This window comes from Bacillus sp. GW823-FHT06B01, from assembly GCF_058952315.1.
On sequence record NZ_JBXAHR010000007.1, the window covers coordinates 21,065 to 47,756 of the forward strand.

Consider the following 26,692-nt stretch of genomic DNA (forward strand, 5'->3'; position numbering starts at 1 on the left):
TTACCATGAAAAAAATAGCATTAGCGGTATTAAGCCTTGGCCTACTCGTAAGTGGGTGTAGTGCAGGTGCCGATAAAGATGAAAAAGTGGTTGAGAAATCGGGGAAAGCAAAAGAGCAAGCAATCGTTCCGAAGTACGCTATTTCGGATGAATACTATAAGGCGACTATTCCATTTCAAGCAGGAGCTGCACGTGGTTTAGTTGTACAAGGAGTAAGTAATCGTCTTGATATAGATGAATTTGAAACAGGATTAATGCGTATTGCGAAAGAATCCTTTAGTACGAAAGATCATTTCTTTAAGGGTGGAAGTACTCTAGATACTCAAAATGTGCAGATGCTTGTTAAAAGAAAGCGTACAGATGCTGAACAAAAGGAACTAGAGGACAAATTAAAAAAAGATGCAGTTAAATTTCCAAACATTGGGTTAAACCCAGCGTTAGGTGGAGGATCTGAATCATTAGAGGAAAAGAATAAAAAAAATCCAATATATATTTCAAATATTTTAGAGCATGATTATTATGTGAAAAAAGGCGAATCAGATGAGCGCCAAGGCATTGTAATTGGTTTAGCGATGAACTCGGTTCATTATTACGAGGAAGAGCATGGTTATCCGCGTGAGGCTAAAATTGAGCAAGAAAAAATGGTAGCTGAAGGGAAAAAAATGGCGCAAGAAGTCTTGAAATTTATGCATCAAAAACAGCCTGAAACAAAAAACCTTCCGATAACATTTGCAATTTATCGTCAGGCTCCAAAGGCTTCACTCGTGCCAGGTAACTTTGTTTCTTATGCGAATGTTGAAAAAGGCAGTGAAACGGTTGAGGATTGGAAACAAATTAATGAGAAATATTATTTGTTCCCATCTGAACAAGCGAAAACAGATAATAAACGTGAAGATCTGGCGAGAGTATCGAACTTTAAATCAAAACTAAGCGATTATTTCCAAGGCGACTACACAGCTGTTATCGGTACTGGTATGTATAGAGATGATGAATTAAGAGAAATAAAGCTTGATATTCCTGTCCAGTTTAATGGGAAAGCAGAAATAATTGGTTTTACACAATATGTAGCTGGGCTTGTTATGGAATACTTCCCGAATTATATGAAAGTACAAGTAACGATTAAATCTGTAGAACGTCCAGAAGCGATTATTATACGTGAAGCGAAGCAAGATGAACCATTTGTGAAAATTTTAGATTAAATAGGAGGGCTGTTCCTTTATGGAACGGCTTTTTTTCTTGAGGAATTTTGTTATAATTTAAAATGTTATAAATAATGGGGGGGTAAGGGGTAAAGCACATGGACGAATTAAGTTTTCAAGTCATTATTTTATTAATTGCATTCGGCTTTTTAGCAGCTTTTATTGATTCAGTTGTTGGCGGTGGAGGATTAATTTCGCTTCCAGCACTTATGTTTGTTGGTTTACCACCAGCTTCGGCAATTGCAACGAATAAATTAGCTGCAACGATGGGGACGTTTACGAGTGCAGTTTATTTTATTCGATCAGGAAAGGTCGATTTTAAAATTGTAGGAAAGTTAATCCCGTTAACTGTTATAGGAGCGGTCGCAGGAGCTTTAGTAGTAAAGTTTATTCCGCCGGATATTTTACGTCCGTTAGTGCTTGTGATGTTGGTGTTTATTGCCATTTATATTATTGCAAAAAAGGATTGGGGAAGTGTATCTACCTATAAGAAGATGACGAAAAGAAAAACATTAATATTTTTCTTTGTTATTTTAATGATAGGGTTTTACGATGGATTTTTTGGACCAGGGACAGGATCCTTTTTAATTTTTGCATTTTTATTAGTTGGTTTGGATTTTATTCAAGCGGCAGCATCTGGAAAACTTTTGAACTTTGTTAGTAATATCGTATCTTTAATTACTTTTTTATTTTTAGACGTAATTCATTTTGAATACGGTATTATTATGGGATTGTCGATGATTTTTGGCGCTTATTTTGGATCGAAGTTTGCAGTTCAAAAAGGTGTTGGATATGTAAGAACTTTATTTTTGTTAGTAACTATTTTATTGATTGGAAAAAACATTTTGGAATATACTCATATTTTGTAGAGTTATACGTATGTATAACTCTATTTTTTTATTATATTTTAAAAATTAATTAATTTTTAAAATATAAGTCTAGGAATATTTGAATAAATCTAAATTATCGTGTAGAATAATGTTGTAAAATGTAAACGTTTTTCTAAGGGGAGGCTAAAAAGAATGGTAGTAGCATACAAACATGAGCCATTTACAGATTTTTCAGTGGAGGCTAACAAATTAGCGTTTGAAGAAGGTTTAAAGAAAGTAGAATCTTATCTTGGACAAGACTATCCATTAATTATTGGGGGAGAAAAAATCACTACAGAAGACAAAATTGTTTCTGTAAACCCTGCAAATAAAGAGGAACTTGTTGGTCGCGTTTCAAAAGCAAGCCGTGAGTTAGCTGAAAAAGCAATGCAAGTAGCGGATGAAACATTCCAAACTTGGAGAAAATCAAAGCCAGAAATGCGTGCAGACATTTTATTCCGTGCTGCAGCAATCGTTCGTCGCAGAAAGCATGAATTCTCTGCTATTCTTGTAAAAGAAGCAGGTAAACCATGGAATGAGGCAGATGCTGATACAGCAGAAGCAATCGACTTTATGGAATATTATGGTCGTCAAATGTTAAAATTAAAAGACGGAATTCCAGTAGAAAGCCGTCCAATTGAATATAATCGTTTCTCTTACATTCCATTAGGAGTAGGTGTTATCATTTCTCCTTGGAACTTCCCATTCGCAATTATGGCAGGTATGACAACAGCTGCTTTAGTTTCTGGTAACACAGTATTACTAAAACCAGCTAGTACAACTCCTGTAGTAGCTGCAAAATTCATGGAAGTATTAGAAGAAGCTGGCTTACCAGCTGGCGTAGTAAACTTCGTTCCAGGTAATGGTTCTGAAGTTGGTGACTACTTAGTAGATCACCCTCGTACACGTTTCGTGAGCTTCACTGGATCTCGTGATGTAGGTATCCGTATTTATGAGCGTGCAGCGAAAGTAAACCCAGGCCAAATTTGGTTAAAACGCGTTATCGCTGAAATGGGTGGTAAAGATACAATCGTTGTTGATAAAGAAGCAGATCTTGAATTAGCAGCTAAATCTATCGTAGCATCAGCATTCGGATTCTCAGGACAAAAATGTTCTGCATGTTCTCGTGCAGTAATCCATGAAGATGTATACGACCACGTATTAAATCGTGCTGTTGAATTAACGAAAGAATTAACAGTTGCTAACCCAGCTGTATTAGGTACAAACATGGGTCCTGTTAATGACCAAGCTGCATTCGATAAAGTAATGAGCTATGTTGCAATTGGTAAAGAAGAAGGTAGAATCTTAACAGGTGGCGAAGGAGACGATTCTAAAGGCTGGTTCATCCAACCAACAATCGTTGCTGACGTTGCAGAAGATGCTCGCTTAATGAAAGAAGAAATCTTCGGACCAGTAGTAGCATTCTGTAAAGCAAAAGACTTTGATCATGCACTTGCAATTGCAAACAATACAGAATACGGTTTAACAGGTGCTGTTGTTACTAACAACCGTGACCATATTGAAAAAGCACGTGAAGAATTCCACGTGGGTAACTTATACTTCAACCGTGGATGTACTGGTGCAATCGTAGGTTACCAACCATTCGGTGGCTTTAACATGTCTGGTACAGACTCTAAAGCTGGTGGCCCTGACTACTTAGCACTTCACATGCAAGCAAAAACTACTTCTGAAACTTTATAAGAAATAGTAGAAGAGATCTTCGCAGTCTGCGAAGATCTCTTTTTTTTTTTTTTTTTTTGAAAAAGTTTCTATATATGGATTAAGATAGATATAAGTAGAAAAACTAATAATGTAATAAGGTTTACTTCAGTAAATAAGGTATACTATATTTGTTGAATAGATTCTCTTTAAAGACAAGAAAAGTAGGTGAACAAAGTGGGAAAATATCAATTGGATTACAAAAGTCAGGTAGCCGTGGCAAAGTTTCATGAAAAACAGACGCCTGCCAAATTTGATAAAAAGCAGCAAATTGAAAAATTGCGTGCGGAGTATTTGAAAAAGAAGCAAAAATAAACAGATAAATAATATGTTACGTTTTTGATAGGAGAAACCAGTTCTAAGTACCATATATTACTATTCGGTACTTAGAACTAGCTAAACCCTATTAATATCGGGATAAACATGTAAATAGAAACAAAACAACGAGAAAAGTTGACTTATTAGTCATATTTTTTAGTATTCATTTTAAGGATTTCCTGTATAATACAATTTGAAAGAAAATCTATGGTTTGACAAGAAACACTCTTTTCGGTTTTGCTCACTGAAGGGAGTGTTTTTTTGTAGCCAAAAACTCCTCTGTACTCATTACAGTTGCATATACTCCATTTAAACTAGCCAAAATTGTGTTATGAATATAAACGGCTGGTATAGTAGCATTCTTAAAGGAAAGATCTTTTGTAGCACAAGCATCATGTATAACGGTACATGGAAAGCCGAAATCAAAAGCAGCCCTTACGGTAGCATCAATACACATATGAGTCATCATCCCACATATGACGACGTGCTCAATGTCTAAACGTTGTAATTGTTCTAGAAGATCAGTTTCGCGAAAACTATTTGGATAATGTTTGAGTATAACAGTTTCTTCTCTAAGTGGACGTACGCTTTCATGAATATGTACACCCTCTGTATTGGGTAGGAAAAAAGTAGCATCATCTTTTATTGCTACATGTTGGATATGAAAAATAGGTTCGTTTTTTGTTCTAAAGAGTTGTAGCAGCTGACTAGCATATTGGCTTGCTTCTACTGGATTACGCAATTCCATCTTTCCATGTGGAAAATAATCATTTTGAATATCAACGAGTAAAAGAGCTGTTTTCATATATTTATCTTCCTCCGGTTTCATATTCAAATAATGGTATTCAATTTATAGAAAGGATTCTCCTTTTAAAAAATATGAAGGAGGAGAATTTAACATAACTCTAAAAATCATTATTGTATGTGATTTTTTATTTGAAAATTTTAATAGAGGAATGATTAATATTTTTCTGAAAAATGTATTGACTCTTATTATTCTGAGTTCTATAATGAGAATTAATTAAACGACAATTAAATCGATACATTCTTATCCAGAGAGGTGGAGGGACTGGCCCTACGATACCTCAGCAACGGGTTTTTTAATACCGTGCTAACTCCAGCAAGCCTTATAAAAGGCTTGGAAGATGAGAAGATGTGAACGAGTACATATAAGTGCTCTCCTTCTTATCTTTACGGTTGATAAGAAGGAGAGCACTTTTTATTTTACCTCAAAAGCTCTACTTCAAGTTTTTACAGCATATAGGAGGGAAGAAAATGATTTCTTTTAACAACGTAAGTAAAGTATATGAATCAGGTGGGCAATCTGTTCATGCGGTGGAGGATGTAACATTATCAGTTGAGAAGGGCGAAATTTTTGGTATCATCGGTTTTAGTGGCGCTGGAAAGAGTACGTTATTACGCCTAGTAAATATGTTAGAGAGACCAACGGCAGGAACGATTTCAATAGATGATAAAGATATTACATCTTTATCGACGAAAGAATTACGGAAGCTAAGACAAAGAATCGGGATGATTTTTCAAAGTTTTAATTTATTTAATTCAAGAACAGTGTTTGGGAATATTGCTTATCCATTAAGGTTAGCGAAAGTACCAAAGAATGAGATAAAAGAAAGAGTAAATGAACTGCTGAAGTTTGTAGGATTAGAAGATAAAGCAAACTATTATCCAGAGCAACTATCAGGCGGACAAAAGCAGCGTGTTGGCATTGCAAGAGCACTTGCAACATCGCCAGACATTCTTATATGTGATGAGGCAACATCAGCTTTAGATCCAGAAACAACGACAGAAATTTTGAACTTATTAAAGAAAGTAAATCGAGAATACAATGTAACAATTCTTCTTATTACACATGAAATGCATGTTGTGAAAGAAATTTGTCACCGTGTAGCTGTAATGGAGAAGGGAAAGGTTATTGAAGAAGGAAAACTGTTTGATGTTTTCACACAACCAAAAACAAAGACAACTCAAAACTTTGTACGCTCCATTATTAATGATCATTTACCGGAAAGTGTTCTAGGGAAAATTCAAAATGGTGGACAGATTTATCGCTTAACATTTACTGGGGAAGAGACAGGGCAGCCGGTACTATCATATATCGCGAAAAACTATAACGTCGATGTAAACGTACTGTACGGAAATATTATTGAACTTCAAAATGTGCTATTTGGAAATCTACTTGTAGAACTGCAAGGTGAGCAGAAAGAAATTCAAAAAGCATTACAACATCTAAGACTGCAAGTGCAGCTGAAGGAGGTAGAAGCTCATGCGAGTTGATTGGAGTATATTTTGGCCCCGCATAGTAGATGCGACGGGGGATACCCTCTTAATGGTAATTGTAACCCTTATATCCGCTACAATTCTCGGTATACCTCTAGGTTTACTTTTATATGTAACGAGAAAAGGGAACTTTTTAGAAAATAAATGGGTCTTTTCTATTCTTAATATCATTATTAATACAATTCGTCCGGTTCCATTCATCATCTTCTTAGTAGCTTTAAGCCCACTAACAAGAAGTGTTATCGGAACGACGATTGGAACAGCGGCAGCAATCTTTCCAATGACGTTAGTTGCGTCAATTGGTATTGCTAGAATGGTTGAAACAAATCTTGTTTCAGTTCCAAAGGGAGTCATTGAAGCAGCTCAAGCGATGGGTGCTTCACCATTTAGAATTGTTTTTGAAATTCTTGTACCAGAAGCGTTAGCGCCATTAATTTTAGGTGTTACGTTTATGACAGTTGGTTTAATTGAATTTTCTGCAGTTGCTGGGCTTGTCGGTGGTGGCGGTCTTGGTGACTTAGCGATGACATATGGTTATCAACGTTTTGATACATCAGTTATGTTCGTAACGGTCGTTTTACTTATTATTCTCGTACAGGTAGCTCAAAATTTAGGAAACTACTTTGCGAAAGTCTTTTTACGCAGATCATAAAAAGGAAGAGGGGAAAAGAAAATGAAGAAAATTTTAGCATTTGCATTATCAGCGATTGTAGGAATTTCAGCGTTAAGCGGCTGCTCAAGTGGAGACACGGGGGCAGGAGCAAAAGAGAAAGTAGTTCGCGTTGGCGTAACCGGAACAGATGGAGACGCTTGGGAAATTTTAAAGAAAAAAGCTGAAAAAGAGGGAATTAAAATTAAACTGGTGGAGTTCTCTGATTACACAACGCCAAATAAAGCGTTAGCTGATGGAGATATTGAACTAAACTCATTCCAGCACGTTGCTTTCTTAGAGCAATTTAAAAAAGAGCATAAGTTAGATATTACAGCTGTCGGTACAACGCAAATTGCACCAATGGGCTTATACTCTGAAAAATATAAGAAGGCAAATGAAATTCCAGATGGTTCAGAAATTGCGATTCCAAATGATCCAACGAATCAAGCTCGTGCATTAAAACTTCTTGATGCAGCTGGATTATTAAAGCTTAAGAAAGACTTTGGCTTATTCGGAGATCCAAGTGGCATTGCTGAAAATCCGAAGAAGTTAAAAATTACACCGGTTATCGCACAGCAAACACCTCGTGTATTAAAAGATGTTGCAGCTTCAGTTATTAATAACGGTGTTGCTGGTCAAGCTGGATTAGATCCAGCGAAGGATCCAATTTTCTTAGAAGATCCAAAGAATGAAAATGCGAAGCCATATATTAATATTTTCGCAGCTCGTACAAAAGATAAAGATGATCCAACACTGAAAAAAGTAATTGAACTATATCATTCAAAAGAAGTAACAGATGCAATTAAGAAAGAAACAAATGATGGTTCCATTTCAGTAGATCTTTCACTTGAGGAGCTTGAAAAAATCGTAAAATAATTATCGGGTTTAACGATTAACAGTAGGAACCCCTCCGCTGTTAGCTCGTTCAACATATAATCTACTTAACAAACAAAACCCTAATTCTGTACCTTCCAATTCTGTATAACGTAGAATCCAATGTTTGTTAAGTAGAGTGATGGACCAGGAGTTTTCCTGGTCTTTTTTTATGAATGAAAGTAGCTAGCGAATAGTAAGGTAATCCAAATTATAAAAGGGTAAGCAAATAAGCTGAAAATGAGTGTAATTATGAATTGTTTTTTATGAATGAGGTGTTTTTCGAATGAAAAAAAGAAAATAGAAAAAATCATAATGAAAACGGCTGATATTACGCCAGGATTATATGAACGATAAATAAAAAACAAAATAATATGTTGAACAGAGTTGAAGAATATCGCCCCCTGTATAAAAATAATCCAGTATATAGAAGACAAAAAGTTTAGTTGATATAGAAAGACGATAAGTAAGACAAAGATTGTTAATACGAAAATCGCAATGAAAAATTGTCGCCTTGTTATAAAATAAATTGAAAATTGATTAGCAAGATATTGTGGCATTTGAAAAGATTCTTCAAGGTTATGAACGAAAAATAATAAAGGAATGATCCAGAGTATAATAGTGGAATGTTTTTTCATCAACTTACATCACTCCAATAAAATATAGAAAGCCTAAAAAAGGCCCTCTATACAGGGATAGTTATTCAATTATGATACTTTTTAAATTATCCTCATGATGCTCTTGTTTTTTCGGATAAGTAGCTAGTTCCTCTTGCAAAATGTTTAGTGCTTGCTTAGCTGATTGCTGGATTGGGGCAGGTAACTCTTCTAATATATTCATACCGACTTTTATTTTTGTACGAATTACCTTCCTTAGTAGTTCCTCACGCATGCACTACACCTCCAAATCGAATGTTTAGTACATCATCTTCGAATTTTGCTCCTTGAATAGAAAGGTGTGTTAACGTTTTTGGTAATGTGATGTTCCGTTTAACAGAACCAGCACGAATGATAAGCTCATCACCTTTTTGATTTAATGCAAGTTCACTTTTGTTTGAGAAGGGAATGGAGAGAACGAAAATATACTCATCGCCATCTTTTTTTACATATTGAGTGCGACCGTTAAATTTCACTTCCGTAGGAGAAGAATCTGATTTAAATAAAGCATCTCCTACACGCTCTAACATAGACAAACCGACAACCTCTTGTTCAAACATAGGAGCTTCGTAAATAGGAAGCGGCTGAAAACTATCTTGAATCAATGTTTTATATTTCTTTTGAGTATCTTTCCATGCTTGAAAATAAGGATCGGTGACAGTGTTAGGGATGACGCGATTAATCATAATGGCATCCACGTTATAATCGTATAAATTTAAATACGTAAAGCTACGCTGAGCTTCTTTAATGACCATCTTTTCAGGATTTACAACGATGCGGATACTTGTTATGTCTCGGTTTGATAAAATATTTCTCATTTCTCCAAGTTGTTCAAGTGTATTCGTTAATTCGTCCATAATATCATCGGTTGGAAGGGGGACACCAAGAAGTGGTTGAGCTACAGGACGAACAACTTTTAAAACTTTTCTTTTAATAGGAAATAATTTTTCCATCCACCAGCCGAGCATGTCTGGAAAGCTGAGCATTGCTAATGTTTCTCCTGTTGGAGCACAATCAATGATAATAACATCATATGTGTTTTGTTTATAATAATCGAGTACGCGAAGTAAGCTAATTAAATCTTCCATACCAGGAAACATCGTTAATTCTTCTGTTGTAATATCATCAGCTGCTTTGGAGGTGAAGAGTAGCGTAATATATTTCTGTAATTTCCCCCAGCCTTTTTCCATCTCATAAATCGTATTAATTTCTTGTGCCCACAAATTTTCACGAATTGCTAATGGCTCAGAAGATAGCTTTATACCAAATGAATCTCCTAAACTATGAGCAGGATCTGTACTCATTACTAATGTTTTTAATCCTTGTTTTGCGCTTTGAAGTGCTGTTGCTGCTGAAATGCTAGTTTTTCCTACGCCGCCTTTACCTGTATACAAAATAATTCTCATTATTCTATCCCCTTTGTTTCGAGTGTCGAATATTACGAGTAACGAAATAAAATGTTGAATAAAAACCCAACTAGGGTTTTATTCAATCGGAATGTTTTTCATTTTAGGTGTAGAAACTTTTTCTTCTGTTTTTTGCTGTGACGTAGCAATGTGATTCATGATCTTTTGGAAGATTTGTAGTAAGAATGCTTTTTCTTCTTCTGATAATGCTTCTGTCACTAGGTTAAAGTAATGGGCTGCATTTTGTTTTACTTCTTGAACGAGCATTACGCCGTTTTCTGTTAAACGAATTAATACAATGCGTCGGTCGTTTTCATCACGGTACCTTTCAATATATCCCTTTTTTACGAGGCGATTTACAACACCTGTCGTTGTACTCATCGGTATATCAAGAAGGTCAGCGATTTTTGTCATTGTAATATCTGTATTTCGCTCCATCCAAAGTAAACAAAATACTTCTGTTTTAGAAAGTGTTAAATCTAGGCTTACCCATTCTTCAGGATAAAAAAGTTTCTTGGCGTTATCTAGCAGTAAGTCTAAAAAATGTTCATATTGCAACAATTATTTCCACTCCCGTATATTTCGAGGTTCGTAATATTTGTTTTTATTTTATACAGAATTGAAATAAATGTCAATAATTTTAATTGTTTTTTTAGATTAGTCAGAAAATGTATTTTAAAATAGTATTCTTTTATGATAGATGTATAAATATAAAACTAGAACTTACATAAAAATCCATCATGGTAAATATACTTATCTATAATGGATGTATAGCTAACGAGGGGGAGAACGATGAGAAGACGTAATACGCAAGCGTTCACGTTTTTAGCATGGACTTCATTTGTTTGTGCACTTTCAGGTATGCTAATTGGGATTTATACGTTAGATGAAACGCTTAGTGTAAAAGGATATTATTTAATTGGAACATTATTTTTAACGATGTCTTGTTTTGTATTACAAAAAACAATTCGTGATAATGAAGAAGATAACGAGAGATTTCCGAAAAATAAACCGTTAGATAAAGAGTAAATCGTAAAGAAAGGCATTCGCCTTTCTTTTTTTATGTAAAAATGCAGTAAGTGCCGTGTGTTGACTTGCTTGAAGTACTGAAAATTTGGTATCATCAATAGTATTGTAGATTGAACGATATATTATGGAGGTGGCCTAGCCGTGTCAAGAATTTCCGTTGAGAATGTAAAGCACGTAGCACATTTAGCACGTCTTGCAATTACTGATCAAGAAGCTGAAAAATTTCAAAAACAACTAGATGCAATTGTTACATTTGCAGAACAGTTAAATGAATTAGATACAACTGATGTAAAACCAACAACTCATGTATTAACTATGAAAAATGTTATGCGTGAAGATGTACCAGAAAAAGGTTTACCAGTCGAAGAAGTATTAAAAAATGCACCGGATCACAAAGATAATCAAATCCGTGTTCCAGCAGTATTAGAATAGAGGAGGGGAATTTCGATGTCATTATTTGATCATTCCGTATCAGAGTTACATAAGAAGTTAAACAACAAAGAAATTTCCGTTACGGATTTAGTAGAAGAATCATACAAACGTATTGCGGATGTTGAAGATAACGTAAAAGCTTTTCTTACATTAGATGAAGAAAACGCACGCGCGAAAGCGAAAGAATTAGACACGAAAATTGGTGCTGAAGATAATGGTTTATTATTCGGTATGCCAATTGGTGTAAAAGATAACATTGTAACTAACGGTCTTCGTACAACTTGTGCGAGCAAAATGTTAGCAAACTTTGATCCAATTTATGATGCAACAGTTGTGCAAAAGCTAAAAGCTGCTGACACAGTTACAATCGGTAAGTTAAATATGGACGAGTTCGCAATGGGTTCTTCAAATGAAAACTCAGGTTTCTACGCTACGAAAAATCCATGGAACTTAGATTACGTTCCAGGCGGATCTAGTGGTGGTTCTGCAGCAGCTGTAGCAGCAGGAGAAGTATTATTCTCTCTAGGTTCTGATACGGGTGGTTCTATCCGTCAGCCAGCTGCATATTGCGGCGTTGTAGGTTTAAAACCAACTTACGGACGCGTATCTCGTTACGGATTAGTAGCATTCGCATCTTCACTTGACCAAATCGGACCGATTACACGTACAGTAGAAGATAATGCATACTTATTACAAGCTATTTCAGGTATTGACCGTATGGATGCAACTTCTGCTAACGTTGAAGTAGGAAACTACTTAGCTGGTTTAACAGGCGACGTTAAAGGTTTACGCATTGCTGTACCGAAAGAATACTTAGGAGAAGGTGTTGGCGAAGAAGCTCGTGAGTCAGTACTAGCTGCTTTAAAAGTATTAGAAGGTATGGGCGCAACTTGGGAGGAAGTATCTCTTCCACACTCTAAATACGCTCTAGCAACGTATTACTTATTATCTTCTTCTGAAGCATCTGCTAACCTTTCACGCTTTGATGGCGTACGTTACGGTGTTCGTTCTGATAATGTAAATAATTTATTAGACCTTTACAAAAACACACGTAGCGAAGGTTTTGGTGATGAAGTAAAACGTCGTATTATGCTTGGTACATTTGCACTTAGCTCTGGTTACTATGATGCATACTACAAGAAAGCACAACAAGTACGTACATTAATTAAAAACGACTTTGAAAATGTATTTGCTAACTACGATGTTATTATTGGACCAACAACGCCAACTCCGGCATTTAAAGTGGGCGAAAAAGTTGATGATCCAATGACAATGTATGCAAATGACATTTTAACAATCCCAGTAAACTTAGCGGGTGTTCCAGCGATTTCTGTTCCATGTGGATTCGGTGCTAATAACATGCCACTTGGTCTACAAATCATTGGTAAACACTTCGATGAAGCGACAATTTACCGCGTTGCACATGCGTTTGAGCAAGCAACAGACTATCATACAAAAAAAGCAAGTCTGTAAGGAGGCGAGAATAAATGAATTTAGAAACAATTATTGGTTTAGAGGTTCACGTTGAGTTAAAAACAAATTCGAAAATTTTCTCTGCGAGTCCAACAGAATTCGGAGCGGAGCCAAATACACAAACAAGTGTAATTGACTTAGGATACCCAGGGGTACTTCCTACTTTAAATAAAGAAGCAGTTAACTTTGCAATGAAAGCTGCAATGGCATTAAACTGTGAAATCGCAACGGAAACGAAGTTCGACCGTAAAAACTATTTCTACCCAGATAATCCGAAAGCTTACCAAATTTCTCAATTCGATAAGCCAATTGGTGAAAATGGTTGGATTGAAATTGAAGTAGACGGTAAAAAGAAACGTATCGGTATTACACGTCTTCATTTAGAAGAAGATGCTGGTAAATCAACGCATACAGCTGATGGTTCATTAGTAGATTACAATCGTCAAGGTATGCCTTTAATCGAGATCGTATCTGAGCCAGATATGCGTACGCCAGAAGAAGCATATGCATACTTAGAGAAGTTAAAATCAATCATTCAATACACTGGCGTATCTGATTGTAAGATGGAAGAAGGTTCCTTGCGTTGTGATGCGAACATTTCCCTTCGTCCAGTTGGACAAGAGAAGTTCGGTACAAAAGCGGAACTGAAAAACTTAAACTCATTCACTTACGTACAAAAAGGTCTTGAGCACGAGCAAGTGCGCCAAGAGAAAGAATTGTTATCTGGTGGTATCATCCAACAAGAAACACGTCGTTATGATGAAGCAACGAAGAAAACAATCTTAATGCGTGTGAAAGAGGGATCTGACGATTACCGTTACTTCCCAGAGCCAGACTTAGTTGAACTTTACATCGATGATGAATGGAAAGAAGAAATTCGTGCTTCGATTCCAGAACTTCCAGATGCACGTAAAGCTCGCTACGTTGCAGAAATTGGCTTACCAGCTTATGATGCACACGTATTAACATTAACGAAAGAGATGTCTGATTTCTTTGAAGCAGCAATTGAAGATGGAGCAGATGCGAAACTAACATCAAACTGGTTAATGGGTGAAGTGCTTGCATACTTAAACAAACAACAAAAAGAATTAAAAGACGTTGCATTAACGCCTGCTGGTTTATCTAAAATGGTTCAATTAATTGAAAAAGGTACAATTTCTTCTAAAATCGCGAAGAAAGTATTTAACGAGTTAATTGAAAAAGGTGGAGACCCAGAGGAAATCGTTAAAGCAAAAGGTCTTGTTCAAATTTCTGACGAGGGTACACTTCGTAAAGTTGTAACAGAAATTCTTGATAATAATGAGCAATCTATCGAAGACTTTAAAAACGGTAAAGACCGTGCAATTGGCTTCTTAGTTGGTCAAATTATGAAAGCTACAAAAGGACAAGCAAATCCGCCGCTTGTTAACAAAATCTTACTTGAAGAGATTAATAAGCGATAATAATAGTAACTTGTAAAGATTAAGCAGAAAAACACCCGTACATGGGTGTTTTTCTAGGTTAATCAAACGTTTGTTTAAATGAGAGAAGATCGTTTAAACAAACGTTTGATTAACTGTCAAAAGTGTAAAAATGTTTGTATAGCAACTATGGTATGATAGTTGCAAAAAGGTGGGAATAATGATAAATCTAGACATAGAGGTTTTTTTCATCTCATGAAATAATAGATAATTATTATTCGTTATATGTAAATTGTTGTGAGGAAATAGATGGACATAAATTTTTTGTCAAATAAAACAAAACCATTGAAATGAATATTTACTTTTGATGGACTACACGAATCGGGTTCTTACTGCCTGTTTGAGCGAGATAAAAGAAGGATAGGAAGATGAGAGGAGGTAGGCATGGGAATACTGAATAGAAGTTCGGTATGTTCTTTTTCAATATATAAAGAAATTTCCTGTGCTAATAAATGATGAAGCGAGCAAGAATTATTTATAATCCTACTTCTGGGCGCGAGCTATTTAAGAAGAGCTTACCGGAAGTATTACAAAAATTAGAACAAGCTGGATATGAAGCGTCTTGTCATGCGACAACTGGTCCTGGAGATGCGACTGTGGCAGCGAGGCAAGCTGCGGATCGTAAGTTTGATGTTGTTATCGCAGCTGGTGGTGATGGTACATTAAATGAAGTGGTGAACGGCTTAGTAGGACATGAACATCGTCCAAAGTTTGGAATTATTCCAGTTGGAACGACAAATGATTTTGCGCGTGCGATCGGTGTACCTCGTGCTATTGAAGAGGCTGCGGATATTATTTGTGAAGGGAAAACAGTTCCGTTAGATCTTGGTAGAGCGAATGATACATATTTCATTAATATCGCTGGTGGCGGCCGTATTACAGAATTAACATATGAAGTGCCAAGCAAGCTAAAGACGGTATTAGGCCAACTTGCTTACTATTTAAAAGGAATCGAAATGTTACCGTCATTACATCCAACATATGTTGAAATTGAGTATGATGGGAAATTACTACAAGAAGAAATTACGATGTTTTTAATTACGAATACTCGTTCAGTGGGCGGCTTTGAAAAGGTAGCACCATATGCATCGATTAACGATGGATTATTTGATTTATTAGTACTGAAAAAAGGTTCTATTGCTGACTTAATTAAAGCAGCAACACAAGCGCAGCGTGGTGAACATATTAATAACCCAAAAGTGCTATACACACAAGCAAATCGAATTAAAGTGCATTCACCAGATAAACTAATGATTAACTTAGACGGTGAATACGGTGGAGATGCACCGATGGAATTCGAAAATATATATCATTGTCTTGAACTATTTGTTCCTGAACAACAAGAGGATGCCCTGTAAAGGCATCCTTTTTATTATATAGAGGAATTGTAAATTGGAAGTTAGTTTGATTTTTATGGTATTTTTACAATTCGTTTATTTTATATCCATACTTTATTGATACACTGGAGGAGATAAGAAACGAGAGGTAGGGTGCTATGGAGAAGGTAAAAGCAATACTATTTGATAAAGATGGGACATTAATGGATTTTCATTCAATTTGGATAAAAGTAGCTGAAGAACTTGTGGCGGAATGTATAAATCTATATCAACTTCCAAAGTCAATGCAGCAAGATTTATTAAAAGAGATCGGTGTGAATGGGGTATTTGTGAACCCTCATAGCGCAATAGCGGCAGGAACAAGCCTTGATGTTGCAAAGGGGCTTTGTAAGTATATTATGTCATCTAAGGAAGAGGAAATGCATGAGTGGGTAAGTGAAAAATTATTTTCTCTTATGTATGAACACCGCTCCTATATGAAAATGACGGCGGATTTACCGAGGATTTTACAAGGTTTAAAGGATAGAGGATTTATTTTAGGTGTTGTGACAGCTGATGATTTTGCACCAACAGAATTATTTTTGAAACAATATCAATTAGAGTCCTTTTTTGATTATGTTGTAGCTTCAGATACATTTCCGGCACAAAAACCAGATAAAAGAATTGTAGAATCTTTTTGTGAGAAGTTTCATTTAGAAGCATGTGAAGTAGCCGTCGTTGGAGATACACCAACTGATTTATATTTAGCGAAAAATGGCGGCGATTGCTATGCAATTGGAGTACTGTCTGGTACAGGAGATCGTCAAACGTTAGAACCACTTGCAGATTTAGTAGTACAATCTGTTGGGGAGTTTATTTCTCATTCGGGTGAGTTGATTTGGGAACAAGGAAAGTCTATTGTGTAAGAAAAATAAGTCTATAAGGACTCTTAATGAGTCTTTATAGACTTATTTTTTATGTCGACATAGAAGGTATGCAGGATGAATGCTGGGAAAGAACGTTGGCATACATTTTGCAATGAAAAGAGAAAACAATGTAAAGAAAAGGATGGGGTACGTAATGAACACAAAAAAATTTGCTAAAGTAAATGAACAAATTCCTGGACCGAAAGCAGCGTCTTTATTAGAACGCCGCCAAAATATAGTACCAAAAGGAGTAAGTAACGGCATCCCAACGTTTGTACAATCTGCAAATGGTTCTCTTGTAACAGATGTTGATGGCAATCAGTACATTGATTTCGCGGGAGCAATCGGAACAATTAACGTAGGGCATTGTCATTCAGCTGTTAAAGAGGCGCTCCATAAACAAGTAGATCAATACATTCATACTGGATTTAATGTCATGATGTATGAGCCATATATTGAATTAGCAGAAAAACTTGCGGCATTAGCGCCGGGAAGTTTTGATAAGCAAGTACTATTTTTAAATAGTGGTGCAGAAGCGGTTGAAAACGCAGTGAAAATCGCTCGTAAATATACAAAAAGACCTGGTATTATTGCATTTTCTAAAGGATTCCACGGGCGTACATTAATGACAATGACGATGACAAGTAAAGTAAAACCATATAAATTTGGATTTGGCCCATTTGCGCCTGAAGTCTATAAAGCACCATTCCCGTACGAATATCGCCGCCCAGAAGGATTAACGGAAGAGCAGTACGATGACTTTATGATTGAAGAGTTTAAGAATTTCTTCATATCAGAAGTAGCACCAGAAACAATTGCAGCCGTTGTAATGGAACCTGTTCAAGGGGAAGGCGGATTTATCGTTCCAAGTAAGAAGTTTGTGCAAGAAGTACGCAATATTTGTTCAGAACACGGCATCTTATTTGTAGCGGATGAAATTCAAACAGGATTTAGTCGTACAGGAAAATATTTTGCCATTGATCATTATGATGTCGTTCCAGATTTAATTACGGTATCTAAATCATTAGGCGCTGGTGTACCGATTAGTGGTGTTATTGGGCGCAAGGAAATTATGAATGAGTCTGCGCCGGGAGAGCTCGGTGGAACGTATGCAGGAAGCCCACTAGGATGTGCAGCAGCATTGGCAGTACTTGATGTAATAGAAAAAGAGAATTTAAATGATAGAGCAATAGAATTAGGAAAAGTCGTAATGAACCGATTTGAAGAGATGAAAAATAAATATAATTGCATTGGTGATGTGCGTGGTTTAGGAGCAATGTGTGCATTCGAGCTTGTTCAAGATCGGAAGACGAAAGCACCTGATAAAACGTTAACAGCTAATTTGTGCGCAGAGGCAAATAAACGCGGATTACTCCTACTATCAGCAGGGACATACGGTAATGTTATTCGTGTGTTAATGCCATTAGTTATTACAGATGAGCAACTTGAAGAAGGATTAACAATAATTGAAGAATCATTGCAAGTCTGTTATGAGAAAGCAAATACTGCTCGTGTTTAAAAGCTAAATAATAAATCGCAAACATTCTAGCTGACTCTATATAAAATGCAGAAAATTCACTTTATAATAAAGGTAGTGAAGTGAATCGATGGATTGAAAGTTAGGGGTGGCTAGGATGGTTGGAGAAAAGGAACGAGTGTTAATGGATTTACAAGATGTATTTGAATATGCGTTTGACGAAATTTTTGTAACTGACGAAAAGGGAATCGTTGTGCGTGTAAATAGTACATGTGAAGGGCACTATCAATTAGCTGCTAAAGAGTTAGTAGGTAAGCATGTAAAAGAGTTGCAGAAGGATGGTATCTTTTATCCATCGGCAACGTTAGAAGTAATTGAAAAAAAGAGACCGATTGAACTCGTTCAAACGACAAAATCAGGAGAGTATTTACATGTTCGTACAAGGCCTGTTTTTGACGATGAGGGGAATTTAAGAAGAGTAATTAGTTATTCTCGTGATCTTACAGAACTCTACCAATTACGTCAAAAGGTAGAGGAAATGGATAATCAGTTAAAAACATATAAAAAAGAATTAAGAGAAACGTATGAGCATGAAGGACTTATTTTTAAAAGTATCGCTATGCAAAAAATAGTCGAGACAATTAAGAAAGTATCTGTGGTAGATAGTACAGTTCTCGTTTTAGGTGAGACAGGAGTAGGGAAGAGTCGATTAGTACGTCATTTACATGAAGTGAGTAACCGGAAGAATGAAAGTTTCTATGAAATTAACTGTGCGGCATTGCCAACGAATTTAATTGAATCAGAGCTTTTTGGATACTCAGGTGGATCTTTTACAGGTGCGAATCGTGAAGGGAAAAAGGGACTATTAGAAGCCGCGCATAAAGGAACTCTTTTCTTAGATGAAATTGGCGAAATGCCGCTTGAAATTCAAGCGAAGCTTTTGCAAGTGTTGCAAGAAAAAACGTTTCGCCCTATAGGCGGAAGGGAATTAAAAAAGGTGGACGTTAGAATTGTAGCGGCAACAAATCGAGATTTAAGTATGATGGTGAAACAAGGAACATTCCGGAAAGATTTATATTATCGTCTAAATGTCATTCCAATTTTAATTCCGCCACTCCGGGAAAGAACCGAAGACATTTTGCCACTCATTTATCATTATTTACAGCACTTTAATGAAAAATATGGCCGGAATGTAAAATTAGCACCTAGCACATTGCAAATATTTGTTGGTTACCCTTGGGAAGGAAATAATAGAGAAATTGAAAATGTGATTGAGCGAATTGTTATAACTGCTGACGATATCGTTACGATAGAAGATTTGCCAATAGCGATGCAAGAATCAACGGTTGAACAGTCCGGTCAAAGTCTCTATAAAATGTTAGAAGAAGTAGAACGGAATATTATTTTGAAAGCATATAAAACATATGGATCGAGTTATAAAGTAGCGGAGTTTTTAAAAATAAGTCAATCTGCTGCCACTAGGAAAATAAAGAAACTTATAGAGGAGGAAGAAAACATTGGATAAAAAAGCGACGTTTGTAAATGTAGAAAAAAAGGCGATGTATATAAATGGTGAGTGGATTACATTACAAGAACAAATCGAAGTAAATAATCCAGCAACGAAGGAAATATTTGCGACGGTACCAAAGGGCGGAGTAACAGAGGCAAAGCAAGCTGTTGATGCGGCCCATGAAGCTTTTAAATCATGGTCTAAGTTAACGGCAGCAGACCGTGCAGTGAAGTTGAAAAAATGGTTCACACTTATTGATGAAAATAAAGAAGAGATTGCAGCGATCATGACGAGAGAACAAGGAAAGCCGTTTGCAGAAGCACTTGGTGAAGTGAATTATGCAAATAGCTTTGTTGAATGGTATGCAGAAGAAGGAAAACGCGTATATGGTGAAATGATTCCTGCTTCTCATCCGAATAAACGTATTTTAGTTATGAAGCAACCAGTTGGAGTTATGGCAGCTATTACACCTTGGAACTTCCCTGCTGCTATGATTACGAGAAAGGTAGCCCCGGCACTTGCAGCAGGATGTACGGCAGTTGTAAAACCGGCAAGCCAAACGCCGTTAACTGCTTTGAAATTAGCTGAATTAGCCCATGAAGCAGACATTCCAAAAGGCGTAATAAATATTGTAACAGGCAGTGCGAAAGCAATTGCTGATACGTGGATGGAAGATGGACGTGTTCGAAAGGTTTCCTTTACAGGATCAACGGAAATTGGGAAGGAATTAATGGCCAGTGCTGCACAAACGATGAAAAAGGTTTCACTTGAGTTAGGTGGTCACGCGCCGTTTATTGTTATGAATGATGCGGACTTAGATAAAGCGGTAGAGGCGGTAATCGGTTCGAAATTCCGTAACGCAGGACAAACGTGTATATGTACAAACCGAGTATTTGTTCAGGAAGAAGTGTATGAAGTGTTTGTAGAGAAGTTCCAAAAGGCAGTAGGGCAGTTGAAAGTAGGAGACGGTTTCGGTGACGGAACGACTGTAGGACCACTTATTGACGAGAATGCAGTTTCGAAAGTACAGGAACATATTGAAGATGCTATCCAAAAGGGTGGAACAGTTTTATTTGGTGGTCATAAGGTTGCAGAGCTAGATGGACACTTTATGCAACCAACTGTAATTGGATTGGCGAACGATACGATGCTTTGTATGAATGAAGAAACATTCGGTCCAGTTGCACCAGTTGCGAAATTTAAAACGGTTGAAGAAGTAATCGAACGAGCAAATCATACACCATATGGCTTAGCTGCTTATATTTTCACAAAAGATATTAGTCAAGCATTCCAAGTTAGCGAAGCATTAGAGTACGGTATTATCGGATTAAATGATGGACTTCCATCAGTTGCACAAGCACCATTCGGTGGTTTTAAAGAAAGTGGTATTGGCCGTGAAGGAGGCCATTTCGGTATCGAGGAATATTTAGAAATTAAATATATTTCATTAGGACTATAAGTAGTATACTAGAATCTCTATAAGGTAACAGAGAAGGAGATTCTAGTATGGTATATTGGCTATTATTACTCGTAACAATTATTTTTGAAGTAGCTGGAACAATTGCGATGAAATTATCAAACGGTTTAACAAAGCTCGTTCCAAGTGTACTGATTTTCGTATTTTATGGAATTTGTTTTAGCGTATTTGCTATCGTTGTCAAAAAAATTCATTTAAGTATCGCTTATGCCATTTGGTCTGGTGTAGGAACATTACTTATTACAATCATTAGTGTGTATTTCTTTAAAGAGCACATTAGCTTATTCCAAGCATTTTGTATTCTTTTTATTGTTTTAGGAGTAATTGGGCTTAAGGTTTCATCGGCATCATAAAAGGCTATCTTCCGGTGTGGAAGATAGCCTTTTGTTTTTATTAAAATGCCCAGTTACCTTTACGGAAGATAGGCTCATGTCTGCCATCATCTGTAATACCATCGATATCAAGCTCGGCTGATCCGATCATGAAGTCATTGTGTGTAATACTAGTGTTCGCACCATTTTCAGCAAGTTCTTCTTTAGACATTGTTTTTCCACCAACTAAGTTGAAAGCATAAGCACTTCCGATTGCAAGGTGGCAAGATGCGTTTTCATCAAACAGCGTATTGTAGAATAAAACATTTGTGTTTGAAATTGGTGAATCATGAGGTACTAAAGCTACTTCTCCTAAGAAGTGAGAACCTTCATCTGTTTCTACTAAATGTTTTAAAGCCTCTTCACCAGTTTCAGCTTTATAATCTACGATACGTCCGTTCTCAAATGTTAACGTGAAGTTATCGATAATATTACCTGCAAATGCTAACGGTTTTGTGCTAGATACTTGGCCGTTTACACCTGTTTTAAGTGGCATTGTAAATACTTCTTCAGTTGGAATGTTCGCCATAAATGGTACGTTCTTTTCATTTAAGCTACCAGCACCAGCCCATACATGCTTTTCTGGAAGTTCGATCGTTAAATCTGTTCCAGGAGCTGTATAGTGAAGGGCTTTATAATGTTTTTCGTTTAAGTAATCAACTTTTGTATGTAACGTTTCATCGTGTTCTTTCCATGCTTCCACAGGATTTTCTAAATCCGCACGAGTAGCTTTGAAAATAGCATCCCATAGTTTTGCTTCTTGTTCTTCTGGTGCAACGTCAGGGAATACTTTCGCAGCCCATTCTTTCGTAGGAACAGAAATGACACACCAGCTTACTTTATCAGCTTGTACGTAATCACGGTATACTTTCATTGCTTCACCAGCTACTTTATGAGCTGTTGCGATACGCGTTGATTCTACACCTTTTAATAAATCAGGGTTTTCTGCATAAATAGACATAAATGCAGCACCTTCTTTTGCTAATTCTTCACGAGCGTGTGCTTTCCAAGATGGGAACTCAGCGAATGCTTCTTCAGGAGCTAGGTCGAACTTTAAGCGTGTTAACGTCTCATCATTCCAGTCCACATATACGTGTTTTGCACCAGATTTATATGCTTTTTCTGTAACGAGGCGCACAAATTGTACAGCTTCAAGAGGTGCACTAATTGATAATGTTTGTCCTGGTTGAATATTAACACCAACATTGACTGCAAGAGCAGCATATTTCTCTAACGTTTGTTCAAATGACATATGTATAATCTCCTTTAATTTGAAAGATTTCTTACTATATATAATACAAGAAAATTCAAAAAATATATATAAATATAGCGTAAAAAGAGAGCTCAAAATATATTGAGCTCTCATCGTTATTTAATCGAAGAAGCAAATTGTTCTACGGTCGTCGTATGGTGTATGCGAACACGCTTCATTTTTAACAACTCATCGGGTTCACCTTTCGTAATGAATTTTCCGGGTTTTGTTGTCGTCGCAAATTGATAATATTTCTTCGTTTCTGCAACAACTTTATCATCCACATGACCGAATGGATAAGCAACTGCAGTAACAGGCTTACCTGTTATTTTCTCTAGCTTTTCCTTTGATTCTTTTAATTCTTCTTCATAGTTTGTAATTTTCGGCAAGTCTGCATGTGTTGCAGTATGAGATTGCATAGAGAAAATGCCGGAATCAACCATTTCTTTTATGTCAGATGTAGAAAGTGATCCTTCAGCATCGACATTATTAACAATCATATATTCTGTTGCTGTTGGTTTAAACGTATCATCTTTTAGCTTTTGTAAAATATGAAATGCATTTATATTATTTTTCATACCGTCATCAAATGTAACAAAGATAGGTTTATTAACTTTATTTATATCGCCCCAGCGTTCAAAAGTTAGTAATGTATAGCCGTTGTCCTTTAAATATTTCATTTGGGCTTCAAAATTAGCAGGTGATACGAATAAATCTTTAATGCCTTGTCCGTGATAATCATCGATTGCATGGTACATAAGAACGGGAACCTTTTGCTCGAAAGTAATAGCAGATTTTGTGAGTGGAATGGTTTTCCCATCCTCTTTCATTCCTATTGCTTCAATTTGGAACTCACCGCGTTTTCCTTCAAATTCTTTTATGTCAAAATGAAGTGAAAATTGCTTTTCCTTTTCTTTAGAAGAAAAAGGTTTAGCACTTTCCTTCCCATCAGCTGTGCGCCAAATTTTATATTGTACCTCACTTAAAGTATCCTTTATATCTGTCATATGAATAGTAGTGTTTGTAGATTCGTGTGTAATCGGATGATAAGAAATTTTACCTTGTTCTTGCACAGTCTCTTCTTGTTTCTTAACTTCTTGAACCTTTTTCTCTTTTTTAGGTTCCTGGTTTACATTGCTAGTATTACAGCCTGCTAGAATGGCAGATGTACATAAAGCAATTGCTGCGTATTTTCTCATGAAATCACCTTCTATTGTGTATTATGTTGCATACTCATATTTAAAATCCCCACCGCTGTAAGAGAGGTGGGGATATACCCTTGTACATCATATCATTTTAGTAATGAGACAGGTTTTTAATAGAGCCATTTCGACTGTTTTTTAGTAAAGTTTACTTTATAAGAGATATGAATTTTTCCATTGATGTATTAGGCCCTACAAAGTGGCGTTTAATTAAGTACTGTTCGTTTGGCATCCCTTTTGTAATGTGATTACCGTGATCAGTAGTTACTGCGAACTCATAATATTTTTTTGTTTCTTCAACAGCTGGATCATTATAAGAACCTACTGGATAGGCAAGAGCTATGACCTTTTTACCAGTAAGGGCTTCGATTTTTTCTTTCGAACTACGTAATTCCTCATCATAATTGCTTGAATGAGCCATCATCGTATGATTAGCAGTATGTGATTGAATAGAAAAAATGCCTGAATCCATCATTTGTTTTATCTCATCTGTTGATAGACGATTTGGTTTGTCTATCTCATTTGAAGTAAGGAATTCAGTAGCCGTAGGTTGAAATCTATCATCCTTTAATTTTTGTAAAATATGAAGAGCGTTCATATTATTTTTTCGACCATCATCCATCGTTACAAAAACAGGTTTATTTACACGATTTATATCATTCCAACGTTCAAATGTAAGCATCGTATAACCGTTATCTTTTAAGTATTGCATATGTTTTTCGAATTGCTCAGGTGGTACGTATAAGCCGTAATCCCCATCACTTGGTCCAGGGTATTTTTCAATCGCATGGTACATTAATACGGGTACATGTTGCTGGAATGTAATTTTAGATGTTACTAGATTTGTTTCAGTATGATCTTCTTTGATTCCTACTGTTTCAATTTGAAATTCGCCACGTTTTAAATGAAATGATTTTAAATGTAGTGGGAGGGCAAAGTCACGTTCTTTTTCTTGTGAAGTAAAAGTTTGTTTGTTTTCAGGACCATCAGCAGTACGCCAAATATTGTAACGTACTTGTGTGAATGAATCTCTTAAATCCTTTGTATAAAGCGTGGTATTTTGTGCGTTATATTCATACGGATCCCATGTAATAATCCCTTGTGTTAAAGGCAGTTCAACCGCTTTCGCTTTTTTTTGTTCAACTGTTTGTTTCGCCGTTGCTTCTTTTATTTGTTTATCACTAGTGCTACTAGTGTTACAACCTACGAGAATAGCAGAAGAAAGTAAAGCGATATATGTATATTTTTTCATTCTATCATCCTTCTATTGTGTTTTAATTATCATCACTTATGTCTTGAAATTATCATTCGTATAAGTGACACTAACTCAAATTTTTGATTTTAAAAATTTGAGTTATACCCTTGTACATCATATCACTATAGAATATAGAGGGGAATACATTTTTGGAATAATTCGGAAAAACACCTTATATTTTTCTGGTGAGGTTTACATAAAAATACATTTAGAAGATGAAAAAACTCCACCTAAACTTCCTTTAGAAAAGGAGAAGTAAGGTGGAGTTTTTTATTAAATAAATAATCCAGCGATTGTTGCAGATAAAATAGAAGCAAGTGTTGATGCAAATAACATTTTCCAACCGAATCTAGATACGACACTTCCCTGTTTTTCAGAAAGAGCACGGATTGTCCCAACGATCGCACCAATTTGGCTAATACTTGCGAAGCTAATTAAGAATACTGTAACGATTCCGACTGTACGTGGAGATAATGTTGATGCAACACCTTTTAAATCAAGGATTGCTACAAACTCGTTTAATACAATCTTCGTACCCATAATTCCACCAGCTGGGATAATATCTTGAGTTGGAATACCCATTAAGAATGCGAATGGAGCAAGTATATAACCGAAGATTTGTTGTAAAGTAACAGCATATCCCATTGCACCTGAAGCTGCGCTAATTACGTAGTTTACAACTTCCATCACACCGATGAAGGCAATCATTAATGCAGCAACGATACCAGCTACTTTTAAACCATCAAGCGCACCGTTAATCATTGCGCCGATAAAGCTGTCTCCGAATAAAGTTCTATCAAATTTTTGAATCACTTCATCTTCTTTCTTCGTATCAACTGGTGTTAATAGCGAACAAACGATTAAGCTTGAGAATAAGTTTAGTGGAAGAGCTGCTAGTACATATTTCGCATCTAACATCATTACATATGATGCTGTAACAGAAGCAGAAACGGAACTCATTGCAGAACAACAAATAATAAACATACGGTTTTTGTTAAAATGCTGTAAATCGTTTTTAATAACGATTAACGCTTCACTTGAACCGAAGAATACAGAGTTTACTGCGTGGAATGACTCGACGCGTGGTAAACCAGTAATTTTTGAAATTGCACCGCCGACAACGCGAACGATGAATGGTAAAACACCTAAATAACTAAAGATAGAAAGTAGTGCTGAGAAAAATACGATAATTAATAATACATTTAAGAAAAAGACAAAATCTCTTTGAATTCCATTAAAGAGAAAATCGACACCTGTCGTACCAAGTTTAATTAGTTTGTTGAAAACTTTACTAATGAAGATAATAATTTGTTGACCAATTTTTGTGCCAAACATAAACCAACCGATTAAAATTTGGAAACCAATCATAATAGCAATTGCACGGAAGTTGATTTTACTTCTATTGTTTGACAAAGCAAAGCATAAACCTAAAACGACAAGAATACCGATAATGCTCATTACATATTGCATGTAGTTGCCCCTTTCAGAAGTTCGTATAAAGTTTGTACATAAAACGCTCGTT

General features: G+C 36.1%; 26 protein-coding genes and 1 riboswitch. Of the genes, 17 read left to right on the forward strand and 9 right to left on the reverse strand.

The window, feature by feature from the left end; translation table 11 throughout:
• Positions 1–5 precede the first annotated feature (5 nt).
• The 4 genes from AC1Q8N_RS24835 to AC1Q8N_RS24850 all read left to right on the forward strand — a co-directional run bounded on the left by AC1Q8N_RS24835 (position 6) and on the right by AC1Q8N_RS24850 (position 4,102).
• Entirely contained in the window at positions 6–1,199 is a 1,194-nt protein-coding gene (locus AC1Q8N_RS24835; protein ID WP_048542055.1) for a CamS family sex pheromone protein, read from the forward strand.
• A gap of 98 nt (positions 1,200–1,297) precedes the next feature.
• Positions 1,298–2,068, forward strand: coding sequence for a TSUP family transporter (locus tag AC1Q8N_RS24840; RefSeq protein ID WP_048567196.1), 771 nt, complete (start codon positions 1,298–1,300; stop codon positions 2,066–2,068).
• A 153-nt stretch (positions 2,069–2,221) separates the two neighbouring features.
• Positions 2,222–3,769, forward strand: coding sequence for an L-glutamate gamma-semialdehyde dehydrogenase (gene pruA, locus AC1Q8N_RS24845; RefSeq protein WP_000259557.1), 1,548 nt, complete (start codon positions 2,222–2,224; stop codon positions 3,767–3,769).
• Positions 3,770–3,964: 195 nt separating this feature from the next.
• Complete coding sequence (locus AC1Q8N_RS24850; protein WP_000521651.1) at positions 3,965–4,102, forward strand: hypothetical protein; 138 nt, start codon at positions 3,965–3,967, stop codon at positions 4,100–4,102.
• A 244-nt stretch (positions 4,103–4,346) separates the two neighbouring features.
• On the opposite strand, the gene AC1Q8N_RS24855 is transcribed toward AC1Q8N_RS24850, so the two are convergent.
• On the reverse strand, positions 4,347–4,910 hold the full coding sequence (locus AC1Q8N_RS24855; RefSeq protein ID WP_098642496.1) for a cysteine hydrolase family protein: 564 nt from the start codon (positions 4,908–4,910) through the stop codon (positions 4,347–4,349).
• Positions 4,911–5,150: 240 nt separating this feature from the next.
• Positions 5,151–5,257: riboswitch (SAM riboswitch) on the forward strand.
• A 123-nt stretch (positions 5,258–5,380) separates the two neighbouring features.
• On the opposite strand from AC1Q8N_RS24855, the gene AC1Q8N_RS24860 reads away from it, so the two are divergent.
• The 3 genes from AC1Q8N_RS24860 to AC1Q8N_RS24870 are packed head-to-tail and all read left to right on the forward strand — an operon-like array spanning position 5,381 to position 7,931.
• Positions 5,381–6,400, forward strand: coding sequence for a methionine ABC transporter ATP-binding protein (locus AC1Q8N_RS24860; protein ID WP_046953719.1), 1,020 nt, complete (start codon positions 5,381–5,383; stop codon positions 6,398–6,400).
• Positions 6,390–7,055 carry a methionine ABC transporter permease gene (locus AC1Q8N_RS24865; protein WP_493521419.1) on the forward strand — a complete coding sequence of 222 codons (666 nt, stop codon included), beginning with the start codon at positions 6,390–6,392 and terminating at the stop codon, positions 7,053–7,055. The genes AC1Q8N_RS24860 and AC1Q8N_RS24865 overlap by 11 nt, the downstream gene beginning before the upstream one ends.
• A gap of 21 nt (positions 7,056–7,076) precedes the next feature.
• On the forward strand, positions 7,077–7,931 hold the full coding sequence (locus tag AC1Q8N_RS24870; protein ID WP_000721587.1) for a MetQ/NlpA family ABC transporter substrate-binding protein: 855 nt from the start codon (positions 7,077–7,079) through the stop codon (positions 7,929–7,931).
• A 167-nt stretch (positions 7,932–8,098) separates the two neighbouring features.
• Here AC1Q8N_RS24870 and AC1Q8N_RS24875 read toward each other — a convergent pair whose 3' ends face one another.
• The 4 genes from AC1Q8N_RS24875 to AC1Q8N_RS24890 form a co-directional block, all read right to left on the reverse strand.
• Positions 8,099–8,566 (reverse strand): HXXEE domain-containing protein, encoded by a 468-nt coding sequence (locus tag AC1Q8N_RS24875; protein ID WP_141520009.1) that lies wholly within the window; start codon positions 8,564–8,566, stop codon positions 8,099–8,101.
• A 61-nt stretch (positions 8,567–8,627) separates the two neighbouring features.
• Complete coding sequence (locus AC1Q8N_RS24880) at positions 8,628–8,819, reverse strand: DUF3926 domain-containing protein (protein ID WP_087982231.1); 192 nt, start codon at positions 8,817–8,819, stop codon at positions 8,628–8,630.
• Complete coding sequence (locus AC1Q8N_RS24885) at positions 8,812–9,993, reverse strand: ArsA family ATPase (protein ID WP_088110123.1); 1,182 nt, start codon at positions 9,991–9,993, stop codon at positions 8,812–8,814. Before AC1Q8N_RS24885 ends, AC1Q8N_RS24880 begins: the two co-directional genes overlap by 8 nt.
• Before the next feature lie 75 nt (positions 9,994–10,068).
• Positions 10,069–10,551 carry a MarR family winged helix-turn-helix transcriptional regulator gene (locus AC1Q8N_RS24890; protein WP_000942477.1) on the reverse strand — a complete coding sequence of 161 codons (483 nt, stop codon included), beginning with the start codon at positions 10,549–10,551 and terminating at the stop codon, positions 10,069–10,071.
• 231 nt (positions 10,552–10,782) lie between these two features.
• Here AC1Q8N_RS24890 and AC1Q8N_RS24895 point away from each other — a divergent pair, with 231 nt between their 5' ends.
• The 10 genes from AC1Q8N_RS24895 (at position 10,783) to AC1Q8N_RS24940 (ending at position 21,443) form a co-directional block, all read left to right on the forward strand.
• Entirely contained in the window at positions 10,783–11,019 is a 237-nt protein-coding gene (locus AC1Q8N_RS24895) for a YiaA/YiaB family inner membrane protein (RefSeq protein ID WP_001254393.1), read from the forward strand.
• Between the two features lie 141 nt (positions 11,020–11,160).
• Positions 11,161–11,451, forward strand: coding sequence for an Asp-tRNA(Asn)/Glu-tRNA(Gln) amidotransferase subunit GatC (gene gatC / locus AC1Q8N_RS24900; protein ID WP_000086999.1), 291 nt, complete (start codon positions 11,161–11,163; stop codon positions 11,449–11,451).
• Between the two features lie 15 nt (positions 11,452–11,466).
• Entirely contained in the window at positions 11,467–12,924 is a 1,458-nt protein-coding gene (gene gatA, locus AC1Q8N_RS24905) for an Asp-tRNA(Asn)/Glu-tRNA(Gln) amidotransferase subunit GatA (RefSeq protein ID WP_048542045.1), read from the forward strand.
• Between the two features lie 14 nt (positions 12,925–12,938).
• Positions 12,939–14,366, forward strand: a complete 1,428-nt coding sequence (gatB, locus tag AC1Q8N_RS24910) for an Asp-tRNA(Asn)/Glu-tRNA(Gln) amidotransferase subunit GatB (RefSeq protein ID WP_001047688.1) — start codon at positions 12,939–12,941, stop codon at positions 14,364–14,366.
• A gap of 470 nt (positions 14,367–14,836) precedes the next feature.
• Positions 14,837–15,742 carry a diacylglycerol kinase gene (locus AC1Q8N_RS24915; RefSeq protein WP_000977669.1) on the forward strand — a complete coding sequence of 302 codons (906 nt, stop codon included), beginning with the start codon at positions 14,837–14,839 and terminating at the stop codon, positions 15,740–15,742.
• A gap of 137 nt (positions 15,743–15,879) precedes the next feature.
• Positions 15,880–16,626 (forward strand): HAD family hydrolase, encoded by a 747-nt coding sequence (locus tag AC1Q8N_RS24920; protein ID WP_098078379.1) that lies wholly within the window; start codon positions 15,880–15,882, stop codon positions 16,624–16,626.
• Between the two features lie 154 nt (positions 16,627–16,780).
• On the forward strand, positions 16,781–18,145 hold the full coding sequence (gene gabT / locus AC1Q8N_RS24925; RefSeq protein WP_176519565.1) for a 4-aminobutyrate--2-oxoglutarate transaminase: 1,365 nt from the start codon (positions 16,781–16,783) through the stop codon (positions 18,143–18,145).
• Positions 18,146–18,260: 115 nt separating this feature from the next.
• Complete coding sequence (locus AC1Q8N_RS24930) at positions 18,261–19,628, forward strand: sigma-54 interaction domain-containing protein (protein ID WP_098049460.1); 1,368 nt, start codon at positions 18,261–18,263, stop codon at positions 19,626–19,628.
• Positions 19,621–21,072 (forward strand): NADP-dependent succinate-semialdehyde dehydrogenase, encoded by a 1,452-nt coding sequence (gene gabD / locus AC1Q8N_RS24935; protein ID WP_098078384.1) that lies wholly within the window; start codon positions 19,621–19,623, stop codon positions 21,070–21,072. Before AC1Q8N_RS24930 ends, gabD begins: the two co-directional genes overlap by 8 nt.
• Positions 21,073–21,119: 47 nt before the next feature.
• Positions 21,120–21,443, forward strand: a complete 324-nt coding sequence (locus AC1Q8N_RS24940) for a DMT family transporter (protein ID WP_000263262.1) — start codon at positions 21,120–21,122, stop codon at positions 21,441–21,443.
• A 40-nt stretch (positions 21,444–21,483) separates the two neighbouring features.
• On the opposite strand, the gene AC1Q8N_RS24945 is transcribed toward AC1Q8N_RS24940, so the two are convergent.
• The 4 genes from AC1Q8N_RS24945 to AC1Q8N_RS24960 form a co-directional block, all read right to left on the reverse strand.
• Positions 21,484–22,713 carry an aminopeptidase gene (locus AC1Q8N_RS24945; protein ID WP_046958891.1) on the reverse strand — a complete coding sequence of 410 codons (1,230 nt, stop codon included), beginning with the start codon at positions 22,711–22,713 and terminating at the stop codon, positions 21,484–21,486.
• A 116-nt stretch (positions 22,714–22,829) separates the two neighbouring features.
• Positions 22,830–23,912 (reverse strand): polysaccharide deacetylase family protein, encoded by a 1,083-nt coding sequence (locus AC1Q8N_RS24950; protein ID WP_048542035.1) that lies wholly within the window; start codon positions 23,910–23,912, stop codon positions 22,830–22,832.
• 151 nt (positions 23,913–24,063) lie between these two features.
• Positions 24,064–25,167 (reverse strand): polysaccharide deacetylase family protein, encoded by a 1,104-nt coding sequence (locus AC1Q8N_RS24955; RefSeq protein WP_098078387.1) that lies wholly within the window; start codon positions 25,165–25,167, stop codon positions 24,064–24,066.
• Positions 25,168–25,443: 276 nt separating this feature from the next.
• A complete protein-coding gene (locus tag AC1Q8N_RS24960; RefSeq protein WP_001200511.1) occupies positions 25,444–26,640 on the reverse strand; it encodes a NupC/NupG family nucleoside CNT transporter in 1,197 nt (398 codons plus the stop codon).
• Positions 26,641–26,692: the final 52 nt, after the last annotated feature.

Coding starts and splice junctions, on each gene's coding strand:
- gabT (WP_176519565.1), top strand. CDS start 16,781: ATGAACACAAAAAAATTTGCTAAAGTAAATGAACAAATTCCTGGACCG.
- AC1Q8N_RS24960 (WP_001200511.1), bottom strand. CDS start 26,640: ATGCAATATGTAATGAGCATTATCGGTATTCTTGTCGTTTTAGGTTTA.
- AC1Q8N_RS24955 (WP_098078387.1), bottom strand. CDS start 25,167: ATGAAAAAATATACATATATCGCTTTACTTTCTTCTGCTATTCTCGTA.
- AC1Q8N_RS24945 (WP_046958891.1), bottom strand. CDS start 22,713: ATGTCATTTGAACAAACGTTAGAGAAATATGCTGCTCTTGCAGTCAAT.
- pruA (WP_000259557.1), top strand. CDS start 2,222: ATGGTAGTAGCATACAAACATGAGCCATTTACAGATTTTTCAGTGGAG.
- AC1Q8N_RS24855 (WP_098642496.1), bottom strand. CDS start 4,910: ATGAAAACAGCTCTTTTACTCGTTGATATTCAAAATGATTATTTTCCA.
- AC1Q8N_RS24870 (WP_000721587.1), top strand. CDS start 7,077: ATGAAGAAAATTTTAGCATTTGCATTATCAGCGATTGTAGGAATTTCA.
- AC1Q8N_RS24875 (WP_141520009.1), bottom strand. CDS start 8,566: ATGAAAAAACATTCCACTATTATACTCTGGATCATTCCTTTATTATTT.
- gatA (WP_048542045.1), top strand. CDS start 11,467: ATGTCATTATTTGATCATTCCGTATCAGAGTTACATAAGAAGTTAAAC.
- AC1Q8N_RS24915 (WP_000977669.1), top strand. CDS start 14,837: ATGATGAAGCGAGCAAGAATTATTTATAATCCTACTTCTGGGCGCGAG.
- AC1Q8N_RS24940 (WP_000263262.1), top strand. CDS start 21,120: ATGGTATATTGGCTATTATTACTCGTAACAATTATTTTTGAAGTAGCT.
- AC1Q8N_RS24920 (WP_098078379.1), top strand. CDS start 15,880: ATGGAGAAGGTAAAAGCAATACTATTTGATAAAGATGGGACATTAATG.
- AC1Q8N_RS24880 (WP_087982231.1), bottom strand. CDS start 8,819: ATGCGTGAGGAACTACTAAGGAAGGTAATTCGTACAAAAATAAAAGTC.
- AC1Q8N_RS24840 (WP_048567196.1), top strand. CDS start 1,298: ATGGACGAATTAAGTTTTCAAGTCATTATTTTATTAATTGCATTCGGC.
- AC1Q8N_RS24860 (WP_046953719.1), top strand. CDS start 5,381: ATGATTTCTTTTAACAACGTAAGTAAAGTATATGAATCAGGTGGGCAA.
- AC1Q8N_RS24895 (WP_001254393.1), top strand. CDS start 10,783: ATGAGAAGACGTAATACGCAAGCGTTCACGTTTTTAGCATGGACTTCA.
- AC1Q8N_RS24835 (WP_048542055.1), top strand. CDS start 6: ATGAAAAAAATAGCATTAGCGGTATTAAGCCTTGGCCTACTCGTAAGT.
- AC1Q8N_RS24865 (WP_493521419.1), top strand. CDS start 6,390: ATGCGAGTTGATTGGAGTATATTTTGGCCCCGCATAGTAGATGCGACG.
- AC1Q8N_RS24930 (WP_098049460.1), top strand. CDS start 18,261: ATGGTTGGAGAAAAGGAACGAGTGTTAATGGATTTACAAGATGTATTT.
- gatB (WP_001047688.1), top strand. CDS start 12,939: ATGAATTTAGAAACAATTATTGGTTTAGAGGTTCACGTTGAGTTAAAA.
- AC1Q8N_RS24950 (WP_048542035.1), bottom strand. CDS start 23,912: ATGAGAAAATACGCAGCAATTGCTTTATGTACATCTGCCATTCTAGCA.